The sequence below is a fragment of the Frateuria sp. Soil773 genome, from assembly GCF_001428405.1.
In the GTDB taxonomy this organism is placed as follows: domain Bacteria; phylum Pseudomonadota; class Gammaproteobacteria; order Xanthomonadales; family Rhodanobacteraceae; genus LMSL01.
Window position 1 is genome coordinate 1 of record NZ_LMSL01000040.1, and the last position, 16,016, is coordinate 16,016.

At 64.2% G+C, this 16,016-nt stretch carries 13 protein-coding genes; 11 read left to right on the plus strand and 2 right to left on the minus strand.

Annotation, left to right across the window (positions count from 1 at the left end; translation table 11 throughout):
• The 11 genes from ASG87_RS14325 to ASG87_RS14390 all read left to right on the plus strand — a co-directional run.
• Positions 1–466 (plus strand): phosphopantetheine-binding protein (locus tag ASG87_RS14325; RefSeq protein WP_235499662.1); only part of this gene is annotated, 466 nt, incomplete at both ends.
• A 2,780-nt stretch (positions 467–3,246) separates the two neighbouring features.
• Positions 3,247–4,515 carry a DUF418 domain-containing protein gene (locus tag ASG87_RS14340; protein WP_056006561.1) on the plus strand — a complete coding sequence of 423 codons (1,269 nt, stop codon included), beginning with the start codon at positions 3,247–3,249 and terminating at the stop codon, positions 4,513–4,515.
• Entirely contained in the window at positions 4,512–5,135 is a 624-nt protein-coding gene (locus ASG87_RS20520; RefSeq protein ID WP_056006563.1) for a hypothetical protein, read from the plus strand. Before ASG87_RS14340 ends, ASG87_RS20520 begins: the two co-directional genes overlap by 4 nt.
• Positions 5,136–5,179: 44 nt before the next feature.
• Positions 5,180–5,935, plus strand: a complete 756-nt coding sequence (locus ASG87_RS14350) for a class I SAM-dependent methyltransferase (protein ID WP_056006566.1) — start codon at positions 5,180–5,182, stop codon at positions 5,933–5,935.
• Positions 5,932–6,633 (plus strand): 4'-phosphopantetheinyl transferase superfamily protein, encoded by a 702-nt coding sequence (locus ASG87_RS19580; RefSeq protein WP_162258375.1) that lies wholly within the window; start codon positions 5,932–5,934, stop codon positions 6,631–6,633. The genes ASG87_RS14350 and ASG87_RS19580 overlap by 4 nt, the downstream gene beginning before the upstream one ends.
• 88 nt (positions 6,634–6,721) lie before the next feature.
• On the plus strand, positions 6,722–7,450 hold the full coding sequence (locus tag ASG87_RS19585) for a DUF998 domain-containing protein (protein WP_162258376.1): 729 nt from the start codon (positions 6,722–6,724) through the stop codon (positions 7,448–7,450).
• A 1,103-nt stretch (positions 7,451–8,553) separates the two neighbouring features.
• Positions 8,554–9,138 carry an RNA polymerase sigma factor gene (locus ASG87_RS20525; protein ID WP_056006575.1) on the plus strand — a complete coding sequence of 195 codons (585 nt, stop codon included), beginning with the start codon at positions 8,554–8,556 and terminating at the stop codon, positions 9,136–9,138.
• 2 nt (positions 9,139–9,140) lie between these two features.
• Positions 9,141–10,127, plus strand: a complete 987-nt coding sequence (locus tag ASG87_RS14370; RefSeq protein WP_056006578.1) for a FecR domain-containing protein — start codon at positions 9,141–9,143, stop codon at positions 10,125–10,127.
• Positions 10,128–10,280: 153 nt separating this feature from the next.
• Positions 10,281–11,036 (plus strand): secretin and TonB N-terminal domain-containing protein, encoded by a 756-nt coding sequence (locus ASG87_RS20665; RefSeq protein WP_200949121.1) that lies wholly within the window; start codon positions 10,281–10,283, stop codon positions 11,034–11,036.
• Positions 11,037–11,746: 710 nt separating this feature from the next.
• Positions 11,747–13,360 (plus strand): TonB-dependent receptor, encoded by a 1,614-nt coding sequence (locus tag ASG87_RS20670; protein WP_056006588.1) that lies wholly within the window; start codon positions 11,747–11,749, stop codon positions 13,358–13,360.
• A 197-nt stretch (positions 13,361–13,557) separates the two neighbouring features.
• Positions 13,558–14,070, plus strand: coding sequence for a hypothetical protein (locus ASG87_RS14390; RefSeq protein ID WP_056006590.1), 513 nt, complete (start codon positions 13,558–13,560; stop codon positions 14,068–14,070).
• A 137-nt stretch (positions 14,071–14,207) separates the two neighbouring features.
• On the opposite strand, the gene ASG87_RS21250 is transcribed toward ASG87_RS14390, so the two are convergent.
• Both ASG87_RS21250 and ASG87_RS14400 read right to left on the minus strand, forming a co-directional pair.
• Complete coding sequence (locus tag ASG87_RS21250) at positions 14,208–14,660, minus strand: glycine zipper 2TM domain-containing protein (RefSeq protein WP_157511108.1); 453 nt, start codon at positions 14,658–14,660, stop codon at positions 14,208–14,210.
• Positions 14,661–14,792: 132 nt separating this feature from the next.
• Entirely contained in the window at positions 14,793–15,989 is a 1,197-nt protein-coding gene (locus ASG87_RS14400; RefSeq protein WP_056006595.1) for a cation:proton antiporter, read from the minus strand.
• Positions 15,990–16,016: the final 27 nt, after the last annotated feature.

The window sequence follows — 16,016 nt, forward strand, 5'->3', positions numbered from 1 at the left end:
TGGGGAGCTGGAGTTCCTGGGGCGGCTCGACCATCAGGTCAAGCTGCGTGGTTTCCGCATCGAACTGGGCGAGATCGACGCATGCCTGCGGGCGCAGCCGGGTGTGCGGGATGTCGTGGTCGGGGTACATACGCTCGCTGACGAGCCGCGTTTGCTGGCGCATGTGGAATCGGAGCGGTTGCCGGCGGATCTGGAGCCGGCACTGATGCGTGCCTGCCGCGAGGCCTTGCCGGGATACATGCTGCCGTCGGCGGTAATGGTGCTGGACAAGCTGCCGACCACCCCGAACGGCAAGATCGATCGTTCGGCGTTGCCGTTGCCGCAGCCGGGCACCTTGCCGACGGAGATGCAGGAGCCGCCGCGCCAGGGCCTGGAGGCCGAGCTTGCAGCCATCTGGTCGGAAGTATTGGGCGTCGGCACCATCGGCCGGCAGGACAATTTCTTCGACCTGGGAGGGCACTCCTTGNNCTCGCCATGCGCGTTGTCGCCCGCGTCAAGGATCGGCTGCAATGCCAGCTCAGTCCAATGGAAATGTTCACGGCACCGACGCTGATGGCGCAAGCCGGGTTGCTGGCTCCGCGCGCCATGATCAACTTGGCCGAACGCCAGGCAGGCGAGCGGATTGCGATCAGCCGGCGTACGCGGGCACCGTTGTCGTTTGGCCAGCGGCGACTGTGGTTGATCGAGCAACTGGGCGGCGGTGGCGCGGTCTATGCGATGCCCATGGCTTTGCGGCTTCGTGGCCAGCTGAACCTGGTCGCACTTCGGCGGGCGTTCCAGTCGCTGATCGAGCGCCACCAGATCCTGCGCAGCCGGGTCGAGATCGTGGACGGCGAGGCTTGGCAATGCGCCGATCCGATTTCGGCGTTGAACATACCGCTGTTGGACTTGTCCGGCACCGAAGCCAACCATGTGTTGCCATCATGGCTGGCCGAATTTGGTGCGCGCCCATTCGACCTGATGCTGGAGCGCTTCCTGCGCGTCCACCTGGTCCGCCTGCATCTTCACGAGCACGTGTTGGCCATCAGCATGCCGCATCTGGCTTCGGATGCCTGGTCCATGAATGTGCTGATGATGGAGCTGGCGGCGGCCTATCGCAATTTCCACGAGTCTGGCCTGGCTCGGTCGTTTGCCCCGGTGCTGCAATACGTGGATTACGCCGAGTGGCAGAACCGGGCATTGGAACGTGGCGATCTGGATGCATCGATGGCGTTCTGGGGCGAAGCATTGAAACAGGTGCCCCGTTATCTGCCTTTGCCAACGACCTGGCCACGACCATCACGGGCGCAGCATCGCGGAGGTACGGTCAAATGCCGTCTCGATGCCGAAATGATGCAGCGCGTGCGCCGTTTCGCCAGCCAGAACCGCACCACCGCGAACGTGGTATTGGCATCCAGCCTGATGGTCCTGCTGAATCGCGTCGCGCAGTTTCCAGATGTGCTGATCGGTACGCCGGTCAGTAACCGCGACCATGTGGATCTGGAGGGCGTGATCGGCTTCTTTGCGAACACCATGGTGCTGCGGGCCCGAATCGAAACGGACATGCGCCTGGGCGAGGTGCTGAATCAGGTGCACCAGTTCAGTGCCTCTGCACAAAGTCATGCGCAGGTACCGTTCGACAAGATCGTCGAATTGTCCGAATGCCGGCGCACACATGGCTACTCGCCGCTGTTCCAGGTGTTGTTCAACTATCTGGCCAGTACTGGTGTGCAAGGCTCTGACGATGCACTGGGCCTGCCAGGGCTGGACATTGAAGGTGTGGCAGGAACAGGAGCGCAATTTGCGAAGTTCGATTTGACCTTCTTCGTCAACGAGGACGGCCGGGAGGCGAACTGTGGAATCGAATACCGCCAAGACCTGTACAGCCGGCAAGCGGCCGATGGATTGCTTCACGGTTTGATTTCAGTATTGGCTGTCCTGGTCGAAACGCCAGATCGATCGGTGGGAAGCCTTTCGCTGCCAGCGATCCTGGATCTGGTCCATCGCCCCGAGCGGCCGTTATCCCGTCTGCCAACGTCCTGGGAGCAGACCGTCATCGAGGCAACGCTCCAACGGTTGCGTGAAGGCCTGCCAGACTACATGGTGCCTGACGCATTTGTGGCGCTCGATGCGCTGCCCTCGAATGCGCATGGCAAGCTCGACCGGGCTGCCTTGCCGATACCTGATGTGATCGGCCATGCCGATGGCGAATACGAAGCTCCGGAAGCGGGTCTGGAGACGGCGCTGGCGGGTGTGTGGCAGGAGGTGTTGCGGGTGCCGAGGGTGGGTCGCCGGGACAGCTTCTTTGCCTTGGGCGGCCACTCGCTGCTGGCGATGCAACTGGTGGCGCGGGTGCGCGAGCAGTTGCAGGCGCNTCGGCAGTGCGATTGGTTCGCCGGGTCAAGGAAGCATTGGGGCGAGACCTTGCCCTGGTCGACATTTTCCGCCATACCAGTCTGTCCGCATTGGCGAGCGCACTACAGTCAGGCTCTGGCGCAGCTTGGCTGACCACGTTGCGCCAACAGGCAGCGCCGACGGCGACGTTGGTCCTCGTCCACCCGATTGGCGGCGACGTGCAGGCTTACCGGGAGCTGGCAGAAAGAATGTCGGCCGACGTGCGCGTACTTGCTATCGAGTCGCCGATGCTTCACGACGCGCCAGCGCCACATTCGATCGATTCCCTTGCCGTCCAATACGCGGATGCGTTGCGAGAGACCCCGATCGAAGGAACGCTGGTCCTGGGCGGTTGGTCTCTAGGTGGATTGATCGCCGCAGCAATGGCTCAGGTGCTGGGTGAAAGGTGCGACGGCATCGTCTTTGTTGACTCCTTCAGCACAGCCGCGGAAGAAGTGACGGACCCGCTTCATGCCGCAGCGTTGATCCTGGCCGGCGAGTTGGGGCTCAAGACCAGCATCATCCACGATCACGCGTTCGGCACTTCGGCGCCTGATCGACTCTTGGAGGCCGGAAAGCATTTCAAACGCCTGCCGGAAGGTACCTCCATGCAGGACCTGGAAAAGCGGTTGACCGTCCTGAGCACGCATCTGCGCATCTGGCGGACACACCAGGCGGCTGTCATTGACGTACCCGCGCTCTATTTGGGGGCCGGCGAATGCCATGCCGCCGGCGGATTCGTTTCAACCCGCGTGATGGAACAGGTTGCCATTCCCGACTGCAATCACCACACGATCCTTCGGACGCCACAGCAGGCGCTTATTGCCGAGCACCTTTGCCATTTCATCGATTCGCTCAGAGGCCCAATCTGATATGTCCAACCACTCCGGTCCGTATTCCAACGCCCGCTACAGCGCTCCCGACGTGCTGCGTGGCTTCGCCATGTTCGGCATGCTGCTCATGAACATCCAGGGCTACGCGTTGCTTTCCTCTGAGTATGTCAACCCGATGGCGAAGGGCAGCCTCGTCGGCGCTGACTGGTGGGCTTGGGCATTTACCCACGTATTTACCGAGCAAAAGTTCATGACTTTGTTCTCGCTGTTGTTCGGCGCCGGGGTTGCCATCGCCGCAGAACACAGAGAGGCGCGTGGGCAATCACCTTGGGGCGACTTCTGGACGCGATCGGCGCTGCTCTTGGTCATTGGCATGGCGCACGCGTACCTGGTCTGGTACGGCGACGTGCTGACGACCTACGCATTGGCCGGGGTCGTCGCCATGTTGATGCGCAAACGGCGGGTACGGACGCTCATGGCTACCGGATTGCTTCTGCTGTCGCTGCCGAGCCTGTATTCCCTTCTCCTCGGATTTTCGTTCGGTGGTTTTCCGCCAGACATCAAGGCCGAGCTGGCACAAGCATGGAATCCGACCGTTACGGCCATTGCACGCGAGCAGCTCGCTTATCGCAGCGGCTGGCTGGCGCAGATGCCGCAACGCCTTCACGACGCCTGGACCTTGCAGACCTTCTTCATGGCCACCTTGTTCTTTTGGCGAGCGGCAGGGCTGATGTTGATTGGCATGGCGTTGCGCCAGATCGGCTTGTTGACCGGTGAACGCCCGGCGGCCACCTATTCACGCTTGGCCATGATCGGTGTGCCATTGGGAGTGGCGATTACGGTCCTGGGCGTACTCAGCAATGAGGCGCACCACTGGGAAGTGTCTTATTCCATGTTCCTGGGCAGCCAATTCAACTATTGGGGCAGCATCGTGCTCGCGTTTGGCTACCTGGGCCTGGTGTATGCCATGCGCCAGCGCAACGCCTTCGCAGGACTGATCGGCGTGTTTGCCAAGGCCGGGCGTTCGACCTTGACCTTGTACTTGCTGATGAGCATTGTCGGTACGTTCGTGTTCTACGGACACGGCCTTGGCTATTATGACCGCCTGGGTCGCCTGACCTTGCTAGCAATGGCGCCGGCATTCTGGCTGGTCGAATTGCTCGTACTCGGCATCTGGTCCCGGCGCTTCCGTTCAGGCCCGATGGAAATGTTGATGGCATGGGTGCGCGATCTGGTAGTGCCCGCGCCGCATGCCTCCTCCCCGGCAGTGGCATCCGCGCAACTCCACATTGAGAATATCTGCCCATGATGCGTGCCTCTGCTTGGATTCCGCCGATCTGCCTGATCGTGATTGGAATCGGTCTGACGAGCTTTGGCGTTCGGCCTATATTTGGCCTGGACGCGGCGTACCTCGGAACGGCGCTCATCTTGGCCGGCATCTGGTGGGGGCTCGCAGTCGGCACTATGAGCCGGTCGGATTCACGGTCCGACCATGCCTTGGAAATGCGGTTGCGCGATTGGCTCGCCATACTCGTTTCGGGTGGATTGGCCCTGGCCTTTCTCGACGTCATGAGCCAAGTCGGATGGAACCATCCCTGGCGCGATCCGGTCGCCCGCCGCAGTGTTACAGGTGTAGTGCTTGCGTCCATCGCATGGCAGGTGATTTCGTCGAGGTGGCTCGTTCGCCTGAAGGCCCCGGACACCGATCTGCGTAGATTTCGGGTGCTGTTGCTGGTCCTGGTCCCATTGCTTTGCATCTATTTCGCACTGCTATGCCTGAAGATTCAGGTCCTGCCGCCGATATTTGCAGGAAATGTGCTGATTTTGGTTTTGTTGCTCGCCCAGTTCGCAGATGCGATATGGGTCAAGGTGCGTCCACGCGTATCCACGCACCTGCCGAATCCGCCTGGCACCGACGCCGGCGGCTAAAGCCGGCCTCGAAGCCTGATCACCGTTCCCGGAGAATACTTTTCATGGCCAACGTACAGCTCTACGACGACACGGCTGCCATCTACGACATCTTTGAACTGGGTGGTACCGGGGTGACGCCGATCACCAACGGTTTGTTGGATACATGCTTCCGCCGTCACCAAGTGCAACGCGTCCTGGACATGACATGCGGTACCGGCGCGCAAACGATCGGCCTGTGCCAGTTGGGCTATGACGTAACCGGCTCGGACTTGAGCAAGGGCATGATCGAGATTGCCGTGCGAAAGTCGCAGGGCCTGCCCATCTCGTATCACCACGCCGACATGCGAACCGTCTCGCTGGGGCAGTTTGATGCCGTCATATCCATGTTCAACGCAATCGGACACCTGTCCACGCCGGATTTTGCTGCCACCATACGCAACGCCGCACGGAATCTGCGGTCAGGCGGCGTATACGTATTCGACATTTTCAATCGCGAGATGATGGGCCTGTCGCCGAAGTACGAGATCATCGACGCGGTGAGGGAAGTTGGTGATACGAAGTACGTCCGTTTTACCCGCAGCCTGTATGAACATCATTCGGGGCGCCTGACCCTGGTTCAGAAGACCTATGTGCAGCGCGGCCGTCAGGAGCCCCAGGTCATTCCCGACGAGTACACGCTGCAGACCTATCGCGCTTCCGAGCTGCAGGAACTTCTTTTGGCCAATGGCTTCGCTCGAGCGGAAATTACCGGCGAGGGTATGCTCGATGTCTTCGGCATCAAGGGCCTTTGCCACTTGGCGATCGGCATCAAGGCGTGAGCAGAGTCGCACTGGTCCTGGATTGCCATGGCGAAGTTCCCGGGATCGGCTCCGATCTGGCACTACTGAGCCAGGACGAGCGGAAAAAAGCGCGACGCTTCGTTTTCGACCGCGACAGGCACCAGTACATCCGGGCGGCAGCGCTGCTGCGTCGCCAGCTTGGCGTACGTTGTGGCGTGGCGCCTGAAACAATCGGCTATGAGCGCAATGCATACGGCAAGCTCGCGCTTTCGAGCGTAAAACCGGCGCCTTGCGCTTTCAATCTCTCGCATACGACCCGGGCTATTTTGATTGGTATTGCGCCGGAAAACCTTGGAGTGGACATTGAATTTACCGGCGGCAGGCCGTTCCCGCAGGAGATCATGTCTTCGGTGTTCAGCGAGCGTGAGTGCCGCTGGATGTATCAAGACCCTTTGGGCATCCAGATAGCCGGTTTTGCGCACTGGACACGCAAGGAGGCGGTAATCAAAGCGGATGGCCGTGGCTTGAGTCTGGAGCCGGCGACTTTTGAACTCATGCCGGAACCTTTGCAGCCCAAGCCGACGGAATGGAGGAGGGACCGCTGGCAATGCATGCTTGCCCAGTCGGCTTATTTCGGCGCTACTGCTGCCTTATGCTCGGGTTGGGTGTACTCGGTCGCCTGTGCCGAGGAAGCCGACCGCGACGCGTTTGTCCAGGCATTCGATTTGCTTTGTTGAAGACGTTCCGAACGCCATTGCTTCATATATGTCGCATATTGGCTCGGTATGCTGGTCAATGCCTTGGTGCGGCAGTTGGAAATATTACATGCCAGCCGGCGCTGATGATGCCGACCGGATACGGGGACTGGTAATTTCCGAAAAATACGGGCCGTACATTGTTGTGCTCTGCGAGGACGAAATGGCTGGGAATACAAGCCCGCAACATCGTGGCTTACGCTGGAGTGGACTCGGCGTACTTCTGTGGTTCACCGGCTGCGTGGTCGGCTTCGCAGCGTTGCGACCCGATTACCATCATGCCACCAAAGCCATCAGTGAGCTGGGTGCGGTCGGGGCGCCGAATATGCTATGGATGAACTTCCTGGGGTTCATCGGTGCTGCCGTACTGTTGGCGTTGTTTGCGCTTCAAGCTCGGAAATTACCGACTGAGATCGGGCTGGACTACCGTCTGCTGTTGGCTTGCGCGGCCTTGTTTGCGATGAACGCCGTTCCTATTCAAATGGGGAGCGACGGAGACCCGGACATGCACGCTGTGACCAGTCGGATCCATTTCATGTTCGCAATGCTGACGCCGCTGCCATGGCTGATCGCGTTATCCAAGCTGATTCGGGTTGCCAATTACTTCAGGCGTAGGGACCTGACGATCCTCAGCGGCATTTGCCTGGTTGGGTTTTCCATTTTTGCGTTGGCGGGGATTTTTCGAATGATTCCAGGAATGCCTGGCCTGCTGCAACGGCTGTCCTTCCTGTTTTTTCTGTTTTGGTTTGCGCTGGCGGGGTGGTTGCTGAGCCAGTCGACACCCGATACGCATGCATGAGGCAGCGACACGGGCCGTCGCCGGGCAGGCGCTGCAACAACCTTCGTGCGAGGGATGTCTTGGCCGGCGTGCCTAGGCATTTCCAATCACGGGATAGGTGCCGGGATCGGCGCCGTACCGTTTCTTCGTGATGGACTGAGGTAATGCCATCCTCGTGCCACACCCTTTGGCGGTGTTCGGGAATGAAGCATGAGTCCGACGGCAACGTTGCCGTAAGGAAACTCTGGCTATCAGGCCGGCACTGTCGTGGAATGGCGACGGCTTTGTCCAGTCGTGTTCGTCGCATTCCTGTCTGGCATTGTCTGCTGACGACCGATTTGAATGGTCACCATACGCATCCAGCGGCAGAGTATCCGCAACGTGTCCATCACGTTGAAGAATCTGGAAGTCGCCGCAGGCTTGCATGGCTGCCGGGGCAGCCGGCCAGACGCATGTGCTGCCGTCTTCGCGGGCCTGCCAGTCGATATGGTTCTTGAAAGCGTCGATGATCGTACTGTGTTGTGTCGCTTGGGACTTGCCTGCACTTGACATTGGATCATTTGCATGGTCACTGCATCATCAGGAATAGGCCGCCGGCATGCTGTTGGCCTCATCCTTCGGGAGTGGGGAAGTCTGCTTCCGTGAAAGGCAAACAGAACGCTGACGCTGTCGATATGTTTGTTCGAAGAATCTTTGAATCTGCAAGCCCCCTCCCGGCAAGAGGGGTCTTTCTATAAAAGATTGCGAGTCGCCGGGTGCCTGGATACCACGTCGAGGTCACTCCGGTAGCCCGGTTGGGGCATACCCCTGATGGACCACTCGGCTGTGACGCAAGCATTTCCGATCGAAAGAAATCCCGGCAGGGTATGGGCCACGACCTGGGTGCCAGGGACGATGACATTCATCGGTGGATTGGCGGTGCATTCCTTTGCCCGAAGCCGGGACGATGCCTTCGCCTTAGGGGCGAACGGTGGCTTTTGGTGCAGTGCAAATGTACTGCCGCTGGAATCGGGATTAAAAAGCAGCGGGCAAGCTGCGTGCCGGGTGGGGTCTTGCACCGGTGCGGTGCCTTCCGGATCGGGTCTCCCGGTCAACCGTATTCCTCAATCCACCCGCGAGAGTCCATGCCGTTCAGTCCGTTGCGTATCCGGCAACGATCCGAAGCCGCCGCTTCCGATACGGGAGGCGATGCGTGCGCGGAGCTGTTCGTGGTGTTGTTGCGCGAGCTGGAGCCGGGGCTGCGTCGCTACATGGGGCGGCAACTGGCGGATGCGGACGCGGCCGAGGACGCGGTGCAGGAGACCTTTCTGCGCATGCTGCGCTATCGCCAGCGCAGCGACGGCGGCGAGGTGAGGGCGTTGCTGTTCCGGGTGGCGGCCAGCGTGGTGGCCGACCACCGCCGCCAGGCGCGCACCAAGCAGGCGGACCGTCATTGCAGCATCGAGAGCACGGACGTAGCCTCGCCCGAGGCGCAGCCCGACCGGGTGTTGTCCGACCGACAGAACCTGGCCTGCATCAAGGAGGCGATCCGCCAGTTGCCGCCGCATTGCCGGCAGGTCTTCCTGCTGCACCGCTTCGACGGCATGAGCTACCGCGACATCGCGCGGCGCTTCGGGGTCTCCGAGCGCACCGTGGAGAACCAGATCGCCCATGCGCTGGCGGTGTGCCGCCGCGCACTAGGGGAATATCGCGGAAGAACGTTCAAGTAATCATGGACCGCAGAAACGACGTCGCCTCCATTTTCGAGCAGGCCGAGCGCTGGTTCGCCCGGCTGCGCTCGCGCGACTGCTCCGCCGCCGAGCGCCTGGCGTTCGAGGCGTGGCAGGCGGCCGATCCGGCGCATGCCGCGGCCTACGACGAAACGGCGCGGCTGTGGGACGAACTGGCCCCGCTGGCGGACGACGCCGAGGTGGCGCAGTGGCGCAACGGCGCGGTTCCCGGCGAAGCGCGCCATGCCGGGCGCCGGCGCGCCGTGTGGGGATGGAGCGCGGCGGCAGGCGTGCTGCTGGGGCTGGCCTTCGGAGGCTACGCCCTGTGGCGCAAGCCCGCGCCGGCCCCGGCGGCGACCGCCCATTACGCGACGGCCGCCGGCGAGCTGCGCCGGGTGACCCTGGCCGACGGCTCCCGCCTCACCCTGAACGGCGATACCGTGCTCAACGTGACGATGGATGCCGGCATGCGCGACGTGAAGCTGCTGCGGGGGCAGGCCGTCTTCGACGTCGCCCACGAGGCGCGGCGGCCTTTCGTGGTGCATGCCGCGGGCAACGCCATCCGCGACATCGGCACGCGCTTCGACGTGAGCCTGGAGCAGGCGCAGGCGCGCATCAACGTGATCGAGGGCGTCGTCAACGTGACGCGCGGCGCCCGGACGGCGATGCTGACCCGCGGCGAGGAACTCGCCGCGGGCGAGGATTTGTGGCGCCAGCGCAACGTCGATCCCGACGTGGCGATCGGCTGGACGCACGGCATGCTGGTGTTCCGCCAGACGCCGCTGGACGAGGCCGTGGCCCAGGCCAACCGCTATGGCGACGGCCGTACCCGGCTGGTCGTGGCCGACCCGTCGCTGGCCAGCCTGCCGATCAGCGGGGACTTCCGCATCGGCGAGACCGACTCGCTGGTGCGCGCGCTGCAAAGCGCCTTCCCGATCCAGGCCCGGCACGACCGCGCCAGCGGCGAAACCCGCCTCTACAGGCGCTGAGAACGCCCCGGCGCAAGGTCGCAACCGCGCCTTCCGCGGCGGTTGCGCATCGCCCAGGAAAATTCCCGAAAAAAAGTTCTAGGGGTATTCGCCGCCCGCTGCGTTCTTTTGCCTGACCGTAGTCCAACCGCATGGACGAAAAGGGGAGCATGCATGCGAGTGTCGAGGACCTGCCGTGGGTTCCGTTGTCGGGATGGCCTGCGCCGTTCGCTGCTGGCGGCGGCGCTGGGAGCGGCGATCGCCGGCAGTCCGGCGGCCATCGCGCAGACGTTGCCCGCGGCTTCCGCGGCGACGGCTTTCCATATCCGCTCGGGCGCGCTGGACCAGGCGCTGCACCAGTTCAGCGCGCAGAGCGGCATGCAGGTGCTGTTCGATCCGGCGCTGCTCACCGGCCGCCAGTCGGCCGGCCTCGACGCGACGACCACGGCGCGCGCCGCCCTCGACAGCCTGCTCAAGGGCAGCGGGCTGGGCTACCAGTTCACCGACGAGCACACCGTGGTGATCAAGCGCGCGAGTCGTCCCGCGGCCTCGTCCCGGCGTGAGGCTCCGGCGGCGTCCGGCGCGGACGGCGCGGTACGCCTCGAAGCGGTGACGGTCACCGCCGAGCGCAAGAGCGAGCACATCGAGAAGGTGCCCATCGCGGTCTCCGCCTTCACCGGGCAGGACCTGGATGACAAGAAGATCGAGACCGGCGCCGACCTGGTCAAGAGCACGCCCAACGTGAGCTTCACCAAGACCAATTTCGCCAGCTACAACTTCCAGATCCGCGGCATCGGCACGCAGGCCCTGTCGGTCACCACCGACCCGGCCGTGGCGGTGAGCTTCAACGACACGCCGCTGATCCGCAACCGCCTGTTCGAGCAGGAGTACTTCGACGTGGACAACGTCGAGGTGCTGCGCGGCCCGTAGGGCACGCTGTACGGCCGCAACGCCACCGCCGGCGTGGTCAACATGATCCCCAACCTGCCGAGCTTCGACGGTTTCGAGTCGTGGGTGAAGGCCGAGGTGGGCAACTACGACGGGCGGCGCTTCAGCGGCATGCTCAACACGCCGCTGTCCGACACGCTGGCCTTTCGCCTCGCCGGCGCGTGGACCGAGCGGGACGGCTACGACCGCAACACGGTGACCGGGCACGATGTCGACGGGCACAACCTGTGGAGCGGCCGCGCCAGCCTCGCCTGGAAGCCGAGCGACAGCGTGAGCACCAGCCTGGTGTGGGAGCACTTCAGCGAGCACGACAACCGCGCGCGCACCGGCAAGCAGCTTTGCCACACGGATGCCGGCCCGGCCACGGTCGGCGGGGTGGACATCCCCAACGCGCGCGACCAGTCCACGTTGAGCCAGGGATGCAAGGACGGCTCGCTGTACGGCAGGGACGCCTTCGGCGTGCCCAACGGGCTCAGCCTGCCGCAGGTGCTGACCGGCAGTTCGATCACCCAACTGGGCCTGAAGCCCGATTTCAGCGCGGTGGTCCCGCTGCTCAACGGCAACCCGTATGCGGGCGTCACCCAGTCGAGCAACCTGCATACCATCGCCACCACCTTCGACCCGGTGTTCCACGCCAAGAACGACGTGGTGCAGTTCAACCTACAGGCCAACCTGGACCCGCATCCAGGCAAATGCTTTCGGTGGACCGCACGCAGTCATACAGCCGCCAATGGAGCCAGGAATTCCGCCTGCAATCGGATTTCGATGGCCCCTTCAACTTCAACCTCGGCGCGAACTTCCTCAAGTTCAAAATCGACGAGAACTACTACGTCTTCAACAACGTGTTCACCGCGATCGCCGAGGAGCAATACAACCTGAGCGACGGCTTTGCGGGCCAGCCGCCGCAGCCGTGCGCCAAGGGCTCGACGGACGGGTGCATCTACATCGACCCCAACCGGCTCGGCCGGATCGACGGGCAGGGGCACAACTACTTCCGCAGCGACAACAACGCCCGCACCCTGTCCACGGCGGTATTCGCCGACACCTACTGGAAGCTGGTCGACGACCTGAAGCTGACCGTGGGCCTGCGCTACACGCGCGACCGCAAGATCACCACGCCCACGCCGAGCCAGTTGCTGCTGGGCCCCAGCGGCCAGGCGGGCACCGGTGCCGGCTATGTGAACTACGGCTATCCCACGTCGCCGCAGATCCGCCAGCACTGGAGCGAGCCGACCGGCCGGCTGGTGCTCGACTGGTCGCCGCAGACCTCGTTCACCGACAGCACCCTGCTGTACGCCTCGTATGCGCGCGGCTACGTGGCCGGCGGCACCAACTCGCCCGGCATGGACATCGATCCGACCCTGCTCGCCTACACGCCCAACGCCGCGACGTTCAAGCCGGAGTTCGTCAACGCGTTCGAGCTGGGCACCAAGAACATCATGGCCGGCGGCAAGCTGAGCCTGGACGCGGACGTCTTCTACTACGACTACCGCAACTACCAGGTGTCGCAGATCGTCAACCGCGGCACCGTCAACGAGAATTTCGACGCCAAGACCTGGGGTGCGGAGGTGCAGGCTGCATGGCAGCCCACCCGCAACTTTCGCGCCGACGCCTCGCTCGGCCTGCTGCATACGCGCCTGAGCAAGAACCAGTACTCGATCGACCAGATGAACCTGACCAACGGCGACCCGGACTGGGTGGTGGTCAAGCCGTTCGTGCAGGCCGCGCAGGCGTGCATCGCGCCCAGGGACGACGTGGCCAAGCTGATCAGCGGGATCAGTTCGGCGACCAGCTCCGCCTACGTCTACCTGGCCGCGCTGTGCTCGGCCACCTCGTCGCTGGTGCAGGGCGGCTACTCGCCCGGCTCGCTGTATTCGCAACTGACCGGCGTCGTCTACGACCCGCGCACCGCGCCCAACGGCGGCGCGGGCATCGCCACCGACGTGGGCGGCAACGAGCTGCCCAACGCGCCCCACGACACCTACAGCCTGGGCGCGCAGTACACCTTTTTCTGGGGCAACTCGGACCTGATCCTGCGCGGCGATTTCTACCACCAGGGGCCGAGCTGGGCGCGCGTCTACAACGATTCCGTCGACCGCATGCGCGGCTGGAGCAACACCAACCTCTCGTTGACCTACGAGCACCCCGAGAACGACCTGAGCGTGCAGTTCTACGTCAAGAACGTCTTCGACAAGGCGCCGATCACTGGCACCTTCCTCAACAGTTCGGACAGTGGGTTGACCACCAACGTGTTCACCCTCGATCCCCGCATCATCGGGCTGTCCATCCGCAAGGGCTTCTACTGAGCCCGATGAGCACGGATGCGCCCATGGCCCGACGATCCTCTCTTTCCCGCATGGAGGCCGCCTGCCAACGGCAGCGGCCGCGGCGGGACCGGTGTCGTCCCGGCAGGGCCGGGGAACGCCATGCACGGCGACGGCGGAACCGCCCGGAAGGACGGCCGCCGCGTCCCCTTTGTCGACAGCAACATGGAGAACGACTCATGAAAGCGATCAAATCGATTCTGCTGGGTTCGTTGGTTCTGGCGGGCACGCTCGGCGCGTCGTCGTCGTTTGCCACGCAGTGGTTCGTGGGCGGCAGCGCGAACGGCACCAGCACGGTGGGGCCGGGGCCGACCAACGTGACCTTCGCCGGCAACAACTTCCCCTGCACGTCGACCTTCACGGTGCAGGACGTGGGCGGCGCGGCGTCGGTGATCGCCGCCAGCTTCTCCGGCAGCGCGGTCTGCAAGGCGATTAAGGCGACCAACCTGCCGTGGGCGATCAGCGCCCCGGCGCGCGGTTCGTCCGGCGGCAACCCGACGTGGACGGCGACGGTTTCCGACGTCAGCGTGGCCGCGCTCGGGTTCTTCACCTGCTCGGGCAGCGTGGCGATCAACGTGATCGGAACCAATCCCACGCCCACTGCGACCAATGCGCACATCACCGGATCGCTGGGCGTTTGCGGCGTCTCCAGCGGCGACCTGTCCACCAACCCGATCATCACGGGCACCTGATCTTTTTGGAGCGGCAACGCCGCCTGGGGCGCAGGTAGCCAGGACGTCATGGAGGATCGAAGCGCCCGGCCTGGACGGCCGGGCGCTTCACCCATGCGAACCGGCCGCGCCGTTGCGGCGCGGCCGGTGCACGCGCATCACTGGATGCGGGTGATGTTGCCGTTGGCGTCGACCTGCACCAGGTCGCCCTGGCGGATGCTGCTGGCGTCGGCGACCTGGATGTTGCTGTAGGTGCCGTTGCCCATCTTCAGCCGGATGGTCCAGCTCTCGCCGCCGCCGCCCTTGCCAATGGCGTTGCCGGCGAAGCCGCCGCCGACGGCGCCGCCGACGGTGGCGAGCTTCCTGCCCTTGCCCTTGCCGACCTGGTTGCCGAGCACGCCGCCGGCGATCGCGCCGATGACGGCGCCGGCCGTGCCGTGGTTGCGGCCCTCGGTGACGTTGTGCTCGATGCTCTGCACGGTGCCGCACTGGTCGCAGCGCAGGTAGATGCCGTCGGGCCGCTTCAGCACGCCGCTGGAGGACTGCGCCTGGGCCAGCGGGGCGGTGGCGATGGCGAGGGCGGCGGCGAGCGGGAGGAGCGCGGTTTTCATGGCGGGGAACTCCATCGGGATGGTAGGCACACTATCGCGCAACGGGGCTGAATTTGGCATCAAGAAGGCATGCACGTGCGCCGGCTGCGTGTTCGGCGGGCGGAAGAAGGCCGCGGGACGCGGAAGCCCGGCTCAGCCGCGGGGGGCGGATGCCTCGGCCGGGCCGGCGCGGCGCAGCAGCCAGGCCAGCACGGGCGGGGTGACCATCGCGGTGAGCAGCGACATCGCCACGATGATGGCGTAGACGCGGTCGCTGAACACGCCGGCGGCCAGGCCCAGGCTGGCGATCACCACGCCCACCTCGCCGCGCGGCACCATGCCGAAGCCCACGATGGTGGCACCGCGCCGGCCCAGCGACAGCGCTCCCAGGAAGCCGCCGATCAGCTTGGACACGATCGCGATGGCGGTGACCGCGGCCAGCGCCAGCAGGGCGTCGGCGCTGGCCAGTTGTTGCAGGTCGATCTTGCTGCCGGTGACCACGAAGAAGAACGGGGTGAGCAGGGCGAGCAGCGGCTGGGTCTGCTTTTCCAGCGTATGCTGCTGGCGCGTCTCCGAGGCGATCATGCCGGCAAGGAAGGCGCCGATGATGGCGGCCAGGCCGAACAGGGTGGAGACGTAGGCCAGGCCCAGGCACAGCGCCAGCACGATCACCAGCGGCGAATGCGCGTTGCGCGGCTTGTCCAGCCAGCCGGAATTCCAGCGCATCACGCGCGCCCCGCCCAGGCCGATCACCGCGATGAAGCCGATCGCGCCGGCCAGCACCAGCAGCAGGTGCAGCGGGTCGAAGCCGCCGCCGCTCTGCAGCGACACCACCACGCCGAGCAGCAGCATGGCGAGGATGTCGTCGATCACCGCGGCGCCGAGGATCACCTTGCTCTCGGTACGCTGCAGCACGCCCAGCTCCTGCAGCACGCGTGCGGTGATGCCGGCCGAGGTGGCGACGAAGGCCGCGGCCACGAACAGCGACTTGTCCCAACTGAAGCCGCTGCCGTGCGCCCACAGCGAACCCATCCCGAACGGCACCAGCACGCCGAGCACGCCGACCAGGAAGGCCGCCTTGCCGACCTTCTTCAGGTCCTCCAGCCGCGTCTCCAGGCCCACCGAGAACAGCAGCAGCACCACGCCGATCTCGGCCAGCACGTCCAGCGGCGTGCCGACCGCGATCTGCTCGGGCGTGATCCAGCCCAGCAGGGACGGGCCGATGGCACAGCCGGCGGCGATCTCGCCGACCACGCCGGGCAGCTTCAGGCGCTGCGCGATCTCGCCGCCGAGCTGGGCGGCGACGAAGACGACGAACAGGGTGAACAGGATCTCGCTGGCGTGGTGCATGCGCTCGTCTTGGGGCGGGCCGATGCC

Coding starts and splice junctions, on each gene's coding strand:
- ASG87_RS20520 (WP_056006563.1), top strand. CDS start 4,512: ATGATGCGTGCCTCTGCTTGGATTCCGCCGATCTGCCTGATCGTGATT.
- ASG87_RS14370 (WP_056006578.1), top strand. CDS start 9,141: ATGGACCGCAGAAACGACGTCGCCTCCATTTTCGAGCAGGCCGAGCGC.
- ASG87_RS20525 (WP_056006575.1), top strand. CDS start 8,554: ATGCCGTTCAGTCCGTTGCGTATCCGGCAACGATCCGAAGCCGCCGCT.
- ASG87_RS20665 (WP_200949121.1), top strand. CDS start 10,281: ATGCGAGTGTCGAGGACCTGCCGTGGGTTCCGTTGTCGGGATGGCCTG.
- ASG87_RS14400 (WP_056006595.1), bottom strand. CDS start 15,989: ATGCACCACGCCAGCGAGATCCTGTTCACCCTGTTCGTCGTCTTCGTC.
- ASG87_RS21250 (WP_157511108.1), bottom strand. CDS start 14,660: ATGAAAACCGCGCTCCTCCCGCTCGCCGCCGCCCTCGCCATCGCCACC.
- ASG87_RS14390 (WP_056006590.1), top strand. CDS start 13,558: ATGAAAGCGATCAAATCGATTCTGCTGGGTTCGTTGGTTCTGGCGGGC.
- ASG87_RS19585 (WP_162258376.1), top strand. CDS start 6,722: ATGCCAGCCGGCGCTGATGATGCCGACCGGATACGGGGACTGGTAATT.
- ASG87_RS14350 (WP_056006566.1), top strand. CDS start 5,180: ATGGCCAACGTACAGCTCTACGACGACACGGCTGCCATCTACGACATC.
- ASG87_RS14340 (WP_056006561.1), top strand. CDS start 3,247: ATGTCCAACCACTCCGGTCCGTATTCCAACGCCCGCTACAGCGCTCCC.
- ASG87_RS20670 (WP_056006588.1), top strand. CDS start 11,747: ATGCTTTCGGTGGACCGCACGCAGTCATACAGCCGCCAATGGAGCCAG.